The sequence below is a fragment of the Actinoplanes xinjiangensis genome (assembly GCF_003148685.1).
Taxonomy (GTDB): Bacteria; Actinomycetota; Actinomycetes; order Mycobacteriales; family Micromonosporaceae; genus Actinoplanes; species Actinoplanes xinjiangensis.
Genome location: NZ_QGGR01000012.1, coordinates 161,481 through 176,641, shown reverse-complemented (window position 1 = coordinate 176,641; position 15,161 = coordinate 161,481). Strand labels below are relative to the sequence as shown.

15 protein-coding genes are annotated in these 15,161 nt (G+C 70.9%); 12 read left to right on the top strand and 3 right to left on the bottom strand.

The genetic code is table 11. The features are described 5' to 3' along the window. Window positions 1-9: 9 nt before the first annotated feature. Window positions 10-450 carry a deaminase gene (locus BC793_RS26190; protein ID WP_109596731.1) on the top strand — a complete coding sequence of 147 codons (441 nt, stop codon included), beginning with the start codon at window positions 10-12 and terminating at the stop codon, window positions 448-450. 224 nt (window positions 451-674) lie between these two features. Then, window positions 675-950 carry a hypothetical protein gene (locus BC793_RS26185; protein WP_158319368.1) on the top strand — a complete coding sequence of 92 codons (276 nt, stop codon included), beginning with the start codon at window positions 675-677 and terminating at the stop codon, window positions 948-950. Between the two features lie 39 nt (window positions 951-989). Here the strand turns inward: BC793_RS26185 and BC793_RS26180 are convergent, their stop codons facing one another. Continuing rightward, a complete protein-coding gene (locus tag BC793_RS26180) occupies window positions 990-1,871 on the bottom strand; it encodes a S1C family serine protease (RefSeq protein ID WP_109596727.1) in 882 nt (293 codons plus the stop codon). A 135-nt stretch (window positions 1,872-2,006) separates the two neighbouring features. On the opposite strand from BC793_RS26180, the gene BC793_RS26175 reads away from it, so the two are divergent. From BC793_RS26175 to BC793_RS26135, 10 genes are all read left to right on the top strand, one after another. After that, complete coding sequence (locus tag BC793_RS26175) at window positions 2,007-2,447, top strand: hypothetical protein (protein ID WP_109596725.1); 441 nt, start codon at window positions 2,007-2,009, stop codon at window positions 2,445-2,447. Window positions 2,448-2,557: 110 nt separating this feature from the next. Beyond that, window positions 2,558-2,890 (top strand): DUF732 domain-containing protein, encoded by a 333-nt coding sequence (locus BC793_RS26170; protein WP_146246448.1) that lies wholly within the window; start codon window positions 2,558-2,560, stop codon window positions 2,888-2,890. Between the two features lie 299 nt (window positions 2,891-3,189). Further along, window positions 3,190-3,471: a peptidoglycan-binding domain-containing protein gene (locus BC793_RS26165; RefSeq protein ID WP_109596967.1), complete on the top strand. Its 282-nt coding sequence runs from the start codon at window positions 3,190-3,192 to the stop codon at window positions 3,469-3,471. Window positions 3,472-3,569: 98 nt separating this feature from the next. Continuing rightward, window positions 3,570-3,977, top strand: a complete 408-nt coding sequence (locus tag BC793_RS26160; protein ID WP_109596721.1) for a hypothetical protein — start codon at window positions 3,570-3,572, stop codon at window positions 3,975-3,977. 387 nt (window positions 3,978-4,364) lie between these two features. Beyond that, a complete protein-coding gene (gene fxsA / locus BC793_RS50310) occupies window positions 4,365-4,538 on the top strand; it encodes an FxSxx-COOH cyclophane-containing RiPP peptide (protein WP_170167273.1) in 174 nt (57 codons plus the stop codon). Then, the gene (locus BC793_RS26155; RefSeq protein WP_203896127.1) at window positions 4,538-6,841 is read left to right on the top strand and encodes an FxsB family cyclophane-forming radical SAM/SPASM peptide maturase; all 2,304 of its coding nucleotides are present in this window, start codon (window positions 4,538-4,540) and stop codon (window positions 6,839-6,841) included. Before fxsA ends, BC793_RS26155 begins: the two co-directional genes overlap by 1 nt. Beyond that, window positions 6,829-7,641: an AAC(3) family N-acetyltransferase gene (locus tag BC793_RS26150; protein ID WP_109596719.1), complete on the top strand. Its 813-nt coding sequence runs from the start codon at window positions 6,829-6,831 to the stop codon at window positions 7,639-7,641. Before BC793_RS26155 ends, BC793_RS26150 begins: the two co-directional genes overlap by 13 nt. Window positions 7,642-7,783: 142 nt before the next feature. Next, window positions 7,784-8,794, top strand: a complete 1,011-nt coding sequence (locus BC793_RS26145) for a hypothetical protein (protein ID WP_109596717.1) — start codon at window positions 7,784-7,786, stop codon at window positions 8,792-8,794. A gap of 13 nt (window positions 8,795-8,807) precedes the next feature. Continuing rightward, window positions 8,808-12,698: an FxSxx-COOH system tetratricopeptide repeat protein gene (gene fxsT / locus BC793_RS26140; protein ID WP_109596715.1), complete on the top strand. Its 3,891-nt coding sequence runs from the start codon at window positions 8,808-8,810 to the stop codon at window positions 12,696-12,698. A 10-nt stretch (window positions 12,699-12,708) separates the two neighbouring features. Further along, on the top strand, window positions 12,709-13,536 hold the full coding sequence (locus BC793_RS26135) for a hypothetical protein (RefSeq protein ID WP_109596713.1): 828 nt from the start codon (window positions 12,709-12,711) through the stop codon (window positions 13,534-13,536). Here the strand turns inward: BC793_RS26135 and BC793_RS26130 are convergent. Then, window positions 13,526-14,389, bottom strand: coding sequence for an alpha/beta fold hydrolase (locus BC793_RS26130; protein ID WP_109596711.1), 864 nt, complete (start codon window positions 14,387-14,389; stop codon window positions 13,526-13,528). The two genes, BC793_RS26135 and BC793_RS26130, sit on opposite strands and share 11 nt — an antisense overlap. A gap of 125 nt (window positions 14,390-14,514) precedes the next feature. After that, window positions 14,515-15,102 (bottom strand): hypothetical protein, encoded by a 588-nt coding sequence (locus BC793_RS26125; RefSeq protein WP_109596709.1) that lies wholly within the window; start codon window positions 15,100-15,102, stop codon window positions 14,515-14,517. Window positions 15,103-15,161 lie beyond the last annotated feature (59 nt).

The window sequence follows — 15,161 nt, the reverse complement described above, 5'->3', positions numbered from 1 at the left end:
GGGAGCAGTATGGACGACCATCGGTGGATGCGCCGCGCGATCGAGCTGGCCCACCGCTGCCCGGCGTCCACGTCGGCGTTCTCGGTCGGCGCGGTCATCGTCGACGGCGACGGCATCGAGCTGGCCAGCGGCTGGTCCCGCGACATCGACCCGCAGGTCCACGCCGAGGAGTCCGCCCTGCTGCGCGCCGACAGCGGCCCCCGGCTGCGCACCGCCACCATGTACAGCACGCTCGAACCCTGCTCCAAACGCGCCAGCCGCCCGCACGCCACCTGCACCGGCCTGATCATCGCCGCCGGCATCCCCCGGGTGGTGATCGCCTGGCGCGAGCCGGACCTCTTCGTCACCTGCGAGGGCGTCGCGCTGCTCATCGCCGCCGGCATCGAGGTGGTCGAGCTGCCCGGCCATGCCGCGGCGGCGCGGGCGGCCAACGCCCATTTGGCCCTTTAGCGGTACGAGCCGGCCCGCCCCGACCATGATCGTCGAAGTCCCGTCACTCCCCCGGGCGGCGCCCGCGTTCCCGCACGGCCCAAGGCCGCTCACGGGTGGATGCGGCCCCCACCGGCCAGATTCCCGTACCGAAGAAAAATGGGACGCCGGGGACTGAACGCCTCATCGGCCCCATGCGTACTCACTGTCACCAGGGCCACGTCCTGGTTCGTGAGGAGGACATCATGACGGTCCAGGAGCTGCAGCCTCGGGAAGCGCGGCACCACACCGGCGCGATCGTGCGCAGCCGCCGGTTCGCGACGCAGTTCGAGATGGACGGACACGTGCTGACACTCGGCGTCGAGCCTGGTGTACGCGGTGGCCTCTACTATCTGCCGTCCACGCCGACCTTCGACGACGGCACCCCGGTGCCGCGCGAGGTGGCCGCCGGACTGCAGTCCGTCATCGAAGAGGTCGAGCGTTTCTGGGGCCACTGGCCGGAGTTCCGCGCCACCCTCTGATCACGGAAAGTGATCTGTCGCGGGCGGTGCGGGTCCCGGTCAGAGCCGGGCCCGGAGCTGCTCCACGACGGTGGTGGCCGTGCCGGCGGGGATGGCGAAGCCCAGGCCCACGCTGCCGCCGCTGTCGTCGGCCGTGGCTATCGCGACGTTGATGCCCACCACCCGGCCGGAGGTGTCCACCAGGGCACCGCCGGAGTTGCCCTGATTGATGGGGGCGTCGGTCTGGAGCAGGCCGGTCAGCTTTTCGTCCCCGGTGTCCACGCCGCGGTTCAGGGCGGAGACGATGCCGGAGGTCACGGTGCCTTCCAGGCCCAGCGGTGCACCGAACGCGAGGACGGTGTCCCCGACGGCGACGCTGTCGTCGGGGGCGAAGGTCACCGGGGTCAGCCCGGTCAGGCCGGTGGCCTGCACCAGGGCCAGGTCGTGGGTGGCGTCGGTGGCGACCACCCGGGCCGGCGCGGTCTGCCCGCCGGACAGGCGGACGCTGACCGTTCCGTCCGCCTCGACGACGTGGTTGTTGGTGAGGATCAGGCCGTCGCCGGTGAGGATCACGCCGGAGCCCAGCGAGGACGAGCGGGAACCGTCGACCAGGACGGTCACGATGCCGGGCTGGACCTTCGCCACGATCGGCGCCAGGTCGGAGGTCTCGGTGATCGTCGTCCCGGCGAGCGCGGCGGCCTGGGCCGGGCGGGAGGCCAGGTACTCCTCGGTGAGGAGGGCTCCGGTGGCACCACCGCCGGCGATCAGGACCAGGACGGCGGCGCCGCCCGCGACCCGTCGCCTCCACCGTGGGTCGCGCGGGGCCTGGACCAGCAGCGGCGGAATGTGTGTCGGCGGCAGGTCGTAGGTCACCCGGTGCCGCCCGTGGCCGTCGGGAGCCCGGTCGTCGTTCCGGGAGGGGCGCGTCATCAGGTCCGTCATGCGATCGAGACTGCGCCGCGAAGGTGTTGCGCAGCGGTGAGCCGTCTGTGACTTGGCTGTGCCCGCCGGTCGCCCGTCCGGGTGGCTGCGGCGCGGCGGCGCCGAACCCCCGGCTCGGCGTCTAGGGTCGGCCGGGTGTTTCTCCCCCAGCCATTCCCGGGAAATCCGGCATCCATCCTCGTCCCCGAACCGGCACGGTCCGCCGTCGTCGCCGTCATCCCCGCGGCGCCGATACCGCAGGCGGCGCACCGCCGCGACGACAGCCTCACGACACCGGTCCAGGACGCCATAGCGGCAGCTCCGAGCACCGACGACCCGCCGCGCGGCGACGGGAACACGGCAACGGCCGACGTCCGGAACACGGCAACGGCCGACGTCCGGAACGCGGCACCGGCCGGCGACGGGAAGGCGGCACCGCCGAGCGTGGACGGCGTTCCGGCGGCCGGTCAGCAGCCGGTCGGGCGGATCGGGCGACCGCAGCCGACGGTGGAGCGGCGACCGTTCGGGCCGACGATCAGCGAACCGGCGGTGGCGCTACGGCGTGGACGGCCGGCCCACCTGCGGGAGACCCGGTGAGGCGGCTCGGGCTCGTCGCCGGGGTGGCCGTCGCGGTGATGGCGGGATGTGCGAGCTCGCCACCCGTACCGCAATGGAAGGATCCGGAACCGTCGGGGGCCGTGCCCGCCGTGAGTGATGCGCTGGCCGCGCCGCTGGTGGAGCCGACGCCGGACGACGACCCGGTTCCGCTGTCGGCGACGGCTTCGCCGGAGCCGTCCGGGGTGGCCGGCGTATCGGTGCCGGGTGAGCGGTTCCTGGCCGCGGTGCGCGGGCGGCTGGCCGGCGCGACGGTGGATCTGCGGAACGAGGAGATCACCCGGATGGGCGGGCAGGCGTGTGCCTCGCTCGCGGCCGGGCAGCCACGACGGGCGGTCGCGGCGGAACTGGCCGAGTACGGCCTTGCGGATGCCGACGCCCGCGAGTTGGTGGCCCTGGCCCGATCCACACTCTGCGAGAGCTGACAGCCGACGCCGGGCCGGGGATCCGGCCTGGTGGCCCGGATGACTCCCGGGGAGGGACGTCCCGGACCAGGCGTGCGCTTCTGGCCGTTCAGATTTCCGGAATGTCCGGAAAGGCGACGCCAGAAGAAGGATTGATGCCCGCCACAGTGCCCTGCCGCGAAACCCCGCGTTAACCGCGATGACGGCCGCGAGAGATCGGCCGAAAGTCGCAGAGGCGCACAGGTTTCGGAGACGGTGGGCAGATGTCCGGCACAGGTCCTGCCGCGATGCTGGGATCGCCCACCACACGGGAGGTCACCATGTCAGCACGAGGAATGCTCAGTCTGGTCGGCAATGCCGTCGGCGGCCTGATCGGCTGGTCGGAGTCGGTTCCGCCGGCGGAACCGGAGGTGCTGCGGGCACTGTTCACCGATCTCGGGGTACGGGTCGGGCCGGACGAGGCGGAGCTCACCGAGGCGGTCCGCTACTTCCAGACGCGGGCCGGGTTGCCGGTCGACGGGGAGGCGGGCCCGCGCACGGTCCACCTGCTGGCCCGGTATGCGGCGGAGGCTCGCGAGATCAACCTGATCCAGGCGGCGTGAACCCCTCCTCGGGATGATTGTCCGTTTCTCGGGCGATTTGTCGGAGGTTGTCAGCAGTGCGGGCGCCGACAGTCGGCGCCGGACAACCGGAGGACGCCATGAAGCGCCGCACCATCATCCGCAAGGGCTTCGCCACTCTGGTCGCCGCGTGCGCCGTCGCCACGCTCGCGCCGGCCGCCCCGGCAGCCGCCGCACCGATCCTGGCCACGTCGATCACGCTGGACCGCTCCGGTGGGTTCGCCGGGCTCCAGGAGACGTTCGTGGTCAAGCGCTCGACACCGGACGGCCGGTCGTCGCTGCGCATGGTCGGCACCCGTGAGTTCCTGCGGCTGCGGAGCTCGTACCAGCCGGACAACCCGTGCTGCGACCGTTTCGCCTACACGCTGACCGTCAGCTACCGCAACGGCTTCCGCAAGACGGTCTCGACCGTGCAGGGCACCACCACCGCCCCGGAGATCCTGTGGGACGTCATCAGCGAGGTCGAGCGGGTCGGCATCCGATCCTGATCGGGCAGGGCGGCCGGATCGCCTCGGAGGGCGTCATCCGGCCGCTGGTTTGAACCGGGCTGGACACTCCTTCGTACCGTCGTCCATAGGTCCTGCCGATCCCCATTCTCTTCTCTGCGCCCTCGGCATCATGGCGAAACACAAGGTGGGTAGACTGTGGTCCAGCGCACAACGCGGACGGGTCATGCGATTTCCGGCGAAGGCGTACCTCCGGCGGAGACACCGCAGGGGCTCTGTGCCGAACGCCGAATGTCCAGAAAACGCTCTACCGGCGGTTGTCACCCGAGCAGGTGACCGTCGCCTAGCGCCGTTCCTCGAACACTTTCTTACGTCGTTACGCCTTTCGGGCAGGCGTGGGCCTGTCAGTCCGCGACATCTGGAGACATCGTGAAACCCGTTCCGGCTACCATGGATTCCCTCGTCGAGCCGCTGGCCGCCATCACGACGGCGCCGCTGCAGGGGATCCGGGCCGAGCAGGCGGCCCGCGTCGTGCGCCGCATCGTCGACAGCGAGACGCTCGTGCGCCGGCTGGATGTCGCGGCGTTCAACTCCGCGCCCTGATGCCCCCCGCGCGCGACTCGGGCCCACCCATCGGTCAGTACATCCTGAAGATGCACGGCCGGTGCGATCTCGCGTGCGACCACTGTTACGTCTATCAATCCGTCGACCAGAGTTGGCGGGACAAGCCGCGGTCGATGCTCCCGCACGTCGTCCAGGCCTCGGCACAGCGTGTCGCGGAGCACGCGGCGGCACGCGGCCTGTCCCGGGTGCGGGTGGTCCTGCACGGCGGCGAGCCGCTACTGCTCGGGGCGGAGCCGATGCGGGACGCACTGGCCCGCCTGCGGTCGACGATCGGGCCGGTCGCCCGGCTCGATCTGGTCATGCAGACCAACGGCCTCCGGCTCGACACCGCCATGTGCGAGGTGCTCAAGGAGTTCGGCGTCCGCGTCGGGGTCTCGCTCGACGGCTACCGCGAGGCGAATGACCGGCACCGCCGGTACGCGTCCGGGGCCGGCAGTTTCCACCAGGCGCAGGCGGCCCTGGCGCTGCTGCGCACACCGGACTTCCGGGAGTTGTACGCCGGCATCCTGTGCACCATCGACCTGGCCAACGATCCGGTCCGGGTCTACGAGGCGCTGCTGGCCGAGCAGCCGCCCCGGGTCGACTTCCTGCTGCCGCACGCCACCTGGGAGCATCCGCCGGTCCGTCCCGGTGCCGATCCCACGCCGTACGCGACCTGGTTGTCCGCGATCCACCGGCGCTGGCTGGCCGACGACCGGCCGATCCGGATCAGGATGTTCGAGGCGCTCGAATCGACCGGCCGGGGCGGCCCGAGTGGCAGCGAGCAGCTCGGCGCGGACGCCGTCGACCTGGTGGTCATCGAGACCGACGGCCACTACGAGCAGGCCGACACGATCAAGACCGCGTTCGACGGCGCACCGCGCACCGGCCTGAACGTGTTCCGGCACCGGGTGGACGAGGTGGCCGCGCTCGGTCCCGTCGCCGGCCGGCAGACCGGGATCGACGGTCTCAGCCCGGTGTGCCGCAGCTGCCCGGTGGTCTCCCAGTGCGGCGGCGGCCTGTACGCGCACCGCTATCGTCCGGGCTCCGGCTTCGACAACCCGTCGGTCTACTGCGCCGATCTGCGTGTCCTGGTGGACCGTACGAACGAGGAGTCGCACATGCACGCCGACAGCAAGCCGGACGACAGCGGCGCCATGCCCTCGACGTTGATCGAGCAGATCGCCTCCGGTTTCGGCGACGAGACCACGATCGGGTGGCTGGCCGAGCAGGAGCTGGCGATCACCCGTGCGCTGCTGTTCGCGATCGTCGACCAGCAGGGCCCGTCGGACGCCTGGGACATCCTCGGTACGGTCGAGGCGAAGTCACCGGAGGCCGTGCGCGACGTGCTCGGCCACCCCTACGTGCGACCGTGGGCGGTGGACCGGCTGCGGGGCGGCGGCGTCTGCCGGCTGGGCGCACTGGCCGCGGCGTCGGCCGTGCGAGCCGGGATCGCGGTCGAGGTCGGCGTCGAAGCGGTCGACGGCGTGGTGCATCTGCCCCATGTCGGCACGGCCTACCTGCCGCCCGGCACGTCGGGACCGGTCCGGGTCACGTTCGACGGCTCGGAACTGGTCGTCACCGCGGGTGCCGGCGAGCCGATCGTCGCCGATCCGGCCCGGCCGGTGCCGACCCACGCCTGGCAGCCCGCCCGGCAGGTCACGCTCCCGGACGGCTGGGCCGTGCTCATCGAGGACGGCGATCCGCTGCGCGCCCGGCACCGCTGGCCGGTCGCCGATCGGCTCCCAGACGGGGAGGAGCAGGCCTGGCGGTCGGCCCTGACCGAGGCCTGGCGGCTGATCCGCGCCGAGACGCCCGGTTACGTCCCGGCCCTGCGCGGCGCGCTGCGCACCGTGGTGCCGTTGCGCGCCGACGAGGACGGGGCGCAGCGGGCGTCGACCGCCCGGCACGCGTTCGGTTCGGTGGCGGCCGCGCTCCCCGGCCCGGCCGATCTGGCGGTGCTGCTCGTGCACGAGTTCCAGCACGGCAAACTCGGGGCCCTGCTCGACCTGTGCGACCTGTTCGACCTGGACTCCGACGCCTCGGTGCAAGTCGCCTGGCGGCCCGACCCGAGGCCGGTCGAGGGTGTGCTCCAGGGTGTCTACGCGCACGCGGCCGTGGCGGACGTCTACCGGGTCCGGGCCGGCCGCGACGCCGACGCCACCGCCGGGCGGCAGTACACGAAGTACCGGCAGTGGACCCTCGACGCGATCACCGGCCTGCGGGCGACGGGTGGGCTGACACCGCTCGGCACGAGCTTCGTCGACCAGGTCGAGGCCGCCGTGCTGTCATGGGAGACGTGACGGACCCGATCACCCTGGCGGCCGAGGTACGGGCTCTGCGCCTCCCGCGTGGCGGCGTCGTGCTCGTGCACTGCGGGATGCGCCGGATCGGCACCGTCCCGGGCGGGCCACGCACGCTGCTGTGGGCGCTCCGGCAGGCGCTCGGGCCCGGCGGCACGGTGGTGGTGCCCGCGCAGACCGCCGGGAACTCGCTGACCAGCCGGGCGTACCGACAGGCGACGGCGGGGATGACGGACGCCGAACGGGCCCGTTACGAGGCCGCGATGCCGGGCTTCGACCGGGCCACCACACCGTCGCAGGGCGTGGGGGTGTTCGCCGAGACGGTTCGCCGTCATCCCGCGGCGCGGCGCAGCAACCATCCGCAGACGTCGTTCGCGGCTGTCGGCCCGGCCTCGGACGAGATCACCCGCGTGCATGATCTGGATTGCCATCTCGGTGAGCGATCGCCGCTCGGCACGCTTTACCGGCTCGGCGCGACAGTTTTGATGATCGGTGTCGAAATGGACACATGCACCGCGCTGCATCTCGCGGAGTACCGCCTCCACCCGCCCCCGCCCCTCATGACCTTCGCCTGTTTTGTGATCGAGAACGGTCAGCGCCGGCAGCTTCGATTCGAGGCACCGATGCTGGACGACACCGATTTCCGGGCCGCCGGAAATGATCTCACGGAACAGCCCTGGGCACGGCTTGGCCTGGTCGGATCGGCGCCGGCACACGTGCTGCCGATGACCGCCACGGTGGATCACGCGACCGGATGGCTGGCCCGGAATCGTGAGTTCATTTCCTTTGTTCCGGCCTGACGATTTCGGTCGGAATATCAGCCGGTAAGCCACCGGAAAGCGACGGTGACACAGTGGTACAGGCGCATTACGCTTGGCCTCACCGCGTAGCAGTGCCGTAACGGAACGGAGTGGACGTGCCCGCTGAGAGGATCTTCCGATCGTGAGCCGTCCCGATCTCTACTTCTCGCTCATTCACGCGCGTTCGTCGTTTCCCAACGAATGGGTCGAACGGTTCTATCGCCGTCTCGACGAGGAGGTCCGCACCCGCGCCACCCCGTTGCCGGGCCTGCGCGCCGGATCACTGCACTACGCCACCGAGCGGGAGGCGCGCGCGGGACTCGACGCGGACCCTCCGGACGTCCGGGTGGTGGTGCCGCTCTACACCCGCGAGCTGCTGCACGACCCACCGGAGGACTTCCGGCCGTACCTCGATCGCCGGTCCGAGGTGGTCGACCCGCCGTTCGTCCATCCGGTGATGTGGGACATCTACATTCCGCCGCGCGAGGTGTGCGGCATCGCCCAGGCCATCTCGCTCGGCAACGCCGTCCGGGAGTACGCCGCCTGCGGGATGGCGACGATCTGCCGGCACAACGCCTACGCCAACGAGCTGCGCCAGATCGTCGGGCTGCTGGCCGACCGGATCGTGCGGGCCGCCGAACACCCCGGGCACCTGCCCGACTGGATCATGCTGGACGACCTGCTGATCAGCGCGCCGTCGCCCGAGGCGCGCTTCTTCATCTCGGTGGTCCGGCCGCCGGGCGCCGGACTGGAGTGGACGCCGTACGAACCGGACCGCCTCGCCGTGGTGGAGCGGGCGGTGCAGGCCGCCCGCCGGCTCGCGCTGCTGCCCGAGGTGGTGGAGGCGATCATCGGCCTGCCGTCCGGTGAGGAGTCCCGGGACTCCGCCGGCATTCTGCTGCTGGACCCGGTGACCCTGACCGACGGCACCACCCGGCCGGTCGTCAAGCAACTGCTGCAACGACTCCCCCGCTGGACCGCCACGGTGATCGTGACCGGCCGGGACAGCCGGCTGCGGGACGCGGCCAACGAGGCGGTCCAGCTGTCCGGCGGCACGGGTCAGGTCGCCCGCACCGCGGCCGAGTTCAACCGGGCCGTCGACGAGGCGATCCAGCGGGCCCGGCGCAACTTCCTGCGAGGACACCCGAGTTGAAGGAGGACCAGCCATGACCGGTGGTCGGGACGGCCAGGTCGTCACGTTCTACTCGTACAAGGGCGGCACCGGCCGTACGATGGCGCTCGCCAACGCCGCCTGGATCCTCGCGTCCAACGGCAAGCGGGTGCTGGCGATCGACTGGGACCTGGAGTCCCCCGGCCTGCACCGGTTCTTCGCCCCCTTCATCGACCCCGGCATGCTCGCCGGCACCCACGGCGTCATCGACATGATCCGCGAATACGAATGGTCGACCACCCGCAGCGAGCGCACACCCGGATGGATCGAGCGGTACGCCTGCGTGCAGCGCCATTCCTTCTCGCTGGACTGGGAGTTCCCCGGCGGCGGCACGCTCGACTTCCTCGCCGCGGGCCAGCAGAACCATCAGTACGCGGGCGCACTGGGCGAGATGAACTGGGACGACTTCTACCAGAACCAGCACGGTGGCCTCTTCTTCGACGCCATGCGGGAGGACATGCGCGACCACTACGACTACGCGCTGATCGACAGCCGGACCGGCCACAGCGACATCGCCGGCATCTGCACCAGCCATCTGCCGGACGTACTCGTCGACTGCTTCACCTTCAGCGAGCAGGGCATGGACGGGGGCGCCCAGATGGCCCGGCAACTGCTGAGCCGCCGCAGCATCCGGGTGCTCCCGGTACCGATGCGCGTCGACCCGGCCGAGAAGCGCAAGGCCGACATCGGCCGGATGGTCGCCATGCGCCACTTCGACGGCCTGCCCGCCGGGATGGACGAGGAGAACCGGATGGCGTACTGGCTCGGCGTCCAGGTGCCGTACCAGGCGTACTACGCGTACGAGGAGACGCTGGCGACGTTCGCCGACGTGTCCGGTGCGACCGGGACGCTGCTCAACGCGTACGAGAATCTGGTCGGGCACATCACCGACCACGAGATCACCGGGTTGCCGCCGATCCCCCGCGGGGTGCGATCGCAGATCAACGCCCGGTTCGAGCGCAAGCCGTTCGCCGAAGCCGACGTGATGCTGCTGACCGACACGAGCGCCGACCAGATCTGGACCGAGTGGATCGAGCACGTGCTGGTGGCCAGTGGCTTCCGGGTCGTGCACGTCCCCGGTTCGGAGAAGCCGTCGGGCAACGGGGCACAACGGCTGCGGGTGATCTCCCGGGGTGAGGGTTCCGCCTCGATCGACGACGCCGACCTGCGCGCCGTCTACACCACCGCCGACATCAAACCGTGGCGGCGCATCGCCCCGGCGAACTCGGCCTTCATCGCCGGCCTGTCGGCGACCGCCGCGGCCGAGCGTGTCCTGGAACTGGTCGGCCGCCCGGTCACCGACACCGACGCGATCCTCGCCGGCGCGCCACGGTTCCCCGGCGAGGAGCCGCAGCTGGTGGCGAACCTGCCGGCCCGCAACGCCCGGTTCACCGGCAGGGAGCCGGTACTGCGGGAGTTGCGCGAGCAGCTCCGGGCGGGCACCGCCGTGGTGCTCTTCGGCACCCAGGCCGTCGCGTTGCAGGGCATGGGCGGGGTCGGCAAGACGCAACTGGCGCTGGAGTACGCCTACCGCTACCGCACCGCCTACGACGTGGTGGCGTGGCTGCGCGCCGACAACGACGAGAGCCTGAGCAGCTCACTGCACGACCTCGGCGAGATGCTCGGCCTCCAGTCCGAACAGTCCGGTGCCGACTACGCCCGCGCGGTCGTGCAGGAACTCGGCCGGGACAAACGACGCTGGCTGCTGATCTTCGACAACGCCGACGAACCCGAGACGGTGTACGGCTACCTGCCGCACGGCCCCGGTCACGTGCTGATCACCTCCCGCAACATGTCCTGGGGCGAGCAGACGCAGCCGTTGCAGATCGACGTGTTCACCCGTGAGGAGAGCATCGAGCACCTGCTCCAACGGGTCCAGTCACTCAGCCGCCAGGACGCCGACCTGGTCGCCGAGCAACTGGCCGACCTGCCGATCGTGATCGCCGCCGCGGCCGCCTGGCTCGCCGAGACCCTCACCCCGGTGTCGGAATACCTGGCGCTGATCCAGGAGGAGGGCCCGAGCGCGGCGCTCACCGCCACCGCCGACCAGTCCGTCGCGCGTACCTGGGACCTGTCGCTCAACCGGCTGCGCGACCGTGACCAGGCCGCCTACCGGTTGTTCCAACTGTGCAGCGTGATGGCGCCGGAGATCCCGCTCGCCCTGGTCTACAGCGACCAGATGGCCCGGTACCTCAGGTCGTACAACCCGGCGCTGTCCGAACGGATGGCCCGGGGCTCGCTCGTGCAGCAGCTCAACCGGCTGGCGCTGCTCCGCCTCGACCAGCGTCCCTCGGCGGCCGGCGAGACCGACCGGCGCGGGCAGATCATGATCCATCGCGTCGTGCAAAACGTGGTCCGGGATCGGATGACCGAGGAGGAACTCAACGAGGCCCGGCGGCAGGTCCACCAGGTGCTCGCCGAGGCGCGACCCGAGGGCGACGTCGACGAGCAGCGCAACTGGCCCCGGTTCCGGATGCTCTGGCCACACCTGGACGCGTCGGAGGCCGTGCACAGCACCGAGGAGGAGGTCCGGCAACTGGTCGTCGACCGGATGCGGCTCTACTACCTCCAGGGCGACTCGGCTGCCGGGCGGCCACGGGCCGAGCGGACCAGCCAGATCTGGGCCGAGCAGCTGGCCGCGACCACCGATCCGGAGGCCGCCGACATCCTCCGGCGGCAGCTGCTGTTCCTGCGGTTCAACCTCGCCAACCTGCTGCGTGAGGTGGGTGAGTTCCAGCTGTCGTACGAGGTGGACAACGAGGTGCTCGCCGCCCAGCAGGACCTGCTGCCCGCCAACCACCCGCACGTGCTGATGACCCGTGGTGGACTCGCGGCGGACCTGCGCGGGCTGGGCCGCTATCCCGAGGCGCTGGAACTCGACCTCGACACCTACACCACCTGGCAGGAGTACTACGGCGAGGAGAACGCGCGTACCCTCGCCGCCCGGAACAACGTCGCGGTGTCGTACCGGCTGATGGGCGACTTCCGGCTGGCCACCCTGCACGACGAGGAGACCCTGCTGCGCCGCCGCGAGGTGCTCGGCGAGACCCACTTCCTGACCCTCGCCTCGGCCGGCTGCCTGGCCCGTGACTGGCGCGACGCCGGCGAGTTCGCCCGCTCGGCCGCCCTGCTCGAACAGACCGTCGACGACCTGCTCGAGACCCGTGGGCCGGACTCGCGTATCACCCTCACCACGCAGGCCAACTACGCCGTCTCGCTGCGCAGCCTCGGGCGGATCGACGAATCCGTGCCACTGCACCAGACCACCTACTCCAAGCTGGACAACCTGTTCGGCCCCGACTACCCCGAGACGGTCACCTGCCGGCTCAGTCTCGCGCTGAGCCTGCTCAACGCCGGTTCCGCGGACCGCGCGATCGACGAGATGACCGAGATCCGCCAGTTCTACGCGAACCGGCTCGGGCCGCAGCATCCGTACACCCTGGTGTGCGCCAACGACCTGGCCATCGCCGAGCGGGCGGCCGGGCGGTTCAAGACGGCCCGGGAGTGGCTCCAGCCGACCGTCAGCAGCCTCACGACCGTGCTGGGGCCGCGGCACCCGTACACCCTCTCCGCCCAGATGAACCTCGGGATCTGCGAAACCGATCCGGCCGGTGGGGCCGGATCGGACCTCGACGCGGCGCGGGCCCGGCTGATCGGCATCGCCGAGGTCGTCTCCGAGGTCTTCGGGCCGGAGCACCCCAACACCCTGCGGTTCGACAGCAACCTCGCCCTGATGGACCTCTCCGCCGGTGAGCGGACCGCCGAGGACCGGCTCGTCACCATCCGGGAACGGATGGTGAACCGGGTCGGCGAGAACCATCCCATCGTGACCGGCCTCGATCGCCGCCACTATCTCTACCGGATCATCGACCCGCACCAGTTCTAGGGAGAACGCGATGGCGGAGCGGAAGGCGACCATCCCGTCGCTGGTCATCGAGGCGTGGCGGGCGGCGCCGCGCGTGCTCCGCCGCCTGGCGATCTGGATGTGGGCGATCGGGTTCCCGGTCGGCGCACTGCTGATCGTGGCCGACCTCCGCGGCTGGTGGGACGGCTACCAGTTCATCCCGAACATCGCCGCCGAGGTCCTCAGCGGCATGCTCACCCTGCCGATCGCGCTCGTCATCATCGGCCAGCTCGCCGAGTACCAGGTCAAGGCACTGGAACGGGAGCGGCTGCACTCCCGGTTCGTCAGCACCCGCCGGCAGCTGGTGACCGCCGCCCGGATCACCCGGGAACAGATCGAGGGAGTGACCCGCGACGTCGAGGCCAGCACCAACGAGTTCGTCCGGGCTGCCAAGATCGACGACGGGCAGCTGGTCGACCCGATCGCCGCCAACGCGGCGGCACACACCCTGCACACCCAGATGGACGGCCGGCAGTGGCTGATGTACGAACGGATCATGACGCCGTTGCGGATCCTCGGCAGTCACCTGCAGACACTGCTCCTGGAACGCGACCGCGACGGTGACCTGACCGAGGAGACCACCCGGTTCGCCCGGCTGTGGCTCGATCTGGAGTCGGCACTGGCCGCCCAGCACCAGATCATGACCATCGGCCAGAACCTGTTCGGCCAGCAGCCGGCCCTCTACCCCCGCAGCGTCGCGAAGGCCGACCGGCTGCGCGACGTGGCCGTGGAACACGTGCGCACCATCGACCGGCTGACCGAACTGTGCCGCGAACTGGAAGATCAGGCCGGCGGTGAACAGCCGGCTCTCACGCGGTGAGCCAGGTCAGGATCTTCGGCAGCACCTCGACCGCGGCGAAGTGGGCGGCACCGTACTGCACGTGCACCTCGGCGCGGGGAATCCGGTCGGCCAGCCAGCGGCTGTGACTCACCGGGGAGAACGTGTCGTCCGCGCCGTGCCACAGCCGCACCGGCGGCACGATCTGATCGACCGGGAAACCCCAGTCGCCGCGGAAGGCGAGAATGTCGTCGATCCATCCGTACGGCCCCACGCGCAGCGCCTCGGCATAACTCGCGGTGAGCAACCGCCGGTACATCACGCTCTGCATGAACAGCAGATCCGGCTCGGCCGCCTGGGTGCGCAACTCCTCGAGGAGACTCTCCGGGTCGGCGGCGGTCCGGACCGCCAGCGCGATCATGTCGCGCATCAGTTCCGCGTCGCCGACCTCGGCCTTGGCATGGTTGCGGGCGTTGTCGGCCGACATGCCGGCATACCAGTCCAGGCCCACCGCATCGGCCGGAGCCAGACCGACCAGCACGGCGGCACGCATCACCCGGTCCGGCAGCAGCGCCGCGCAGGCGAGCGCGTGCGGGCCACCACCGGAACGGCCCACCACACAGAACCGGTCGACGCCGAGCTGATCGGCCACCGCCCGCACGTCCTGCGCCGCGTCGGCGACCCGACGGCCCGGCATCCGCGTCGAGCCCCCGTAGCCGGGACGATCGTGGCAGATCAGCCGTACCCCCTGGCGGTAGAGGACACTGCTGCGCGGTTTCGGCCCCGCGCAGGAGCCGGGCGTGCCATGCAGGAGAAAGACGGGGGTGCCGTCAGGAGCGCCAGTCACCTCGGCCGTCAGCACCCTGTCGTCCACCGGGATCTCGAAACGGCTCACGGCGACCCTCCCGGATAGATGGTAGTCGGTACGTGGCTTGATCAGGAGATATACCGACCAGGGGCCACATACCGAAACCGTCTGCCGTCCAGGTCGGACAGTCGGGCGGCGGATTCGCCGGCGCGTCAGGCGCCGCGGCGCGGGACGAAGTCGTCGCAGTCGACGCCCTCGGCCAGGCCGAGACTGTCGCCGTTGCACAGCCGGACCGACGGCAGGGCCCGGCTACCCCACAGACGATTGACCTGGGTACGGAAGGTCGCCGTTCCCGAGTGACACAGAGCCCCGACGGTGTACCACTCGATGCCGTCGGCGGGGCCGTTGCGGGTCAGCTGAAGCACACCGCACGGTGCCCGGCCGGTGACCTTGAGGGAAACGGTCACTTGCGGGGTGCCGGGCCTGCCCTGGGCCGACCCGTAGGCGCCGGAGGCGACGGCGCCCGGAACGGAGAGCCGGAACGGCAGATTCGCGGCGGCCACCGGCTTCGTCCTGCCGGTGCCGGCCGCCGCGGCCTGGCGAGCGGTCCCGTCGACTCGCTTGCCGTCGACTCGCTTCCCGTCGCCTGTCCCGGCGATGGACGAGGCGCCGCCGGCGGGGACGGCCGTCGTCGGGTGGATCAGCTCGTCGACCGCCGCTGTCGCGGTGGCGGGCAGCAGGAGCAGGGTCGAAGCGACGATGACGCCGCTGATGACGCGAAAGGTCAGGGACTTCTTCATCGCTTCTCCCGGTGCCGGCTGCGGGTTTGGGCACCATCCTGGCGACTGTCCGCCCTAAC

What these genes read in the sequence shown, in the direction of transcription:
- BC793_RS26165 (WP_109596967.1), top strand. Translation starts at nt 3,190, where the DNA reads ATGTCAGCACGAGGAATGCTCAGTCTGGTCGGCAATGCCGTCGGCGGC.
- BC793_RS26180 (WP_109596727.1), bottom strand. Translation starts at nt 1,871, where the DNA reads ATGACGGACCTGATGACGCGCCCCTCCCGGAACGACGACCGGGCTCCC.
- BC793_RS26125 (WP_109596709.1), bottom strand. Translation starts at nt 15,102, where the DNA reads ATGAAGAAGTCCCTGACCTTTCGCGTCATCAGCGGCGTCATCGTCGCT.
- BC793_RS26155 (WP_203896127.1), top strand. Translation starts at nt 4,538, where the DNA reads ATGCCCCCCGCGCGCGACTCGGGCCCACCCATCGGTCAGTACATCCTG.
- fxsT (WP_109596715.1), top strand. Translation starts at nt 8,808, where the DNA reads ATGACCGGTGGTCGGGACGGCCAGGTCGTCACGTTCTACTCGTACAAG.
- BC793_RS26185 (WP_158319368.1), top strand. Translation starts at nt 675, where the DNA reads ATGACGGTCCAGGAGCTGCAGCCTCGGGAAGCGCGGCACCACACCGGC.
- BC793_RS26160 (WP_109596721.1), top strand. Translation starts at nt 3,570, where the DNA reads ATGAAGCGCCGCACCATCATCCGCAAGGGCTTCGCCACTCTGGTCGCC.
- BC793_RS26135 (WP_109596713.1), top strand. Translation starts at nt 12,709, where the DNA reads ATGGCGGAGCGGAAGGCGACCATCCCGTCGCTGGTCATCGAGGCGTGG.
- BC793_RS26190 (WP_109596731.1), top strand. Translation starts at nt 10, where the DNA reads ATGGACGACCATCGGTGGATGCGCCGCGCGATCGAGCTGGCCCACCGC.
- BC793_RS26150 (WP_109596719.1), top strand. Translation starts at nt 6,829, where the DNA reads ATGGGAGACGTGACGGACCCGATCACCCTGGCGGCCGAGGTACGGGCT.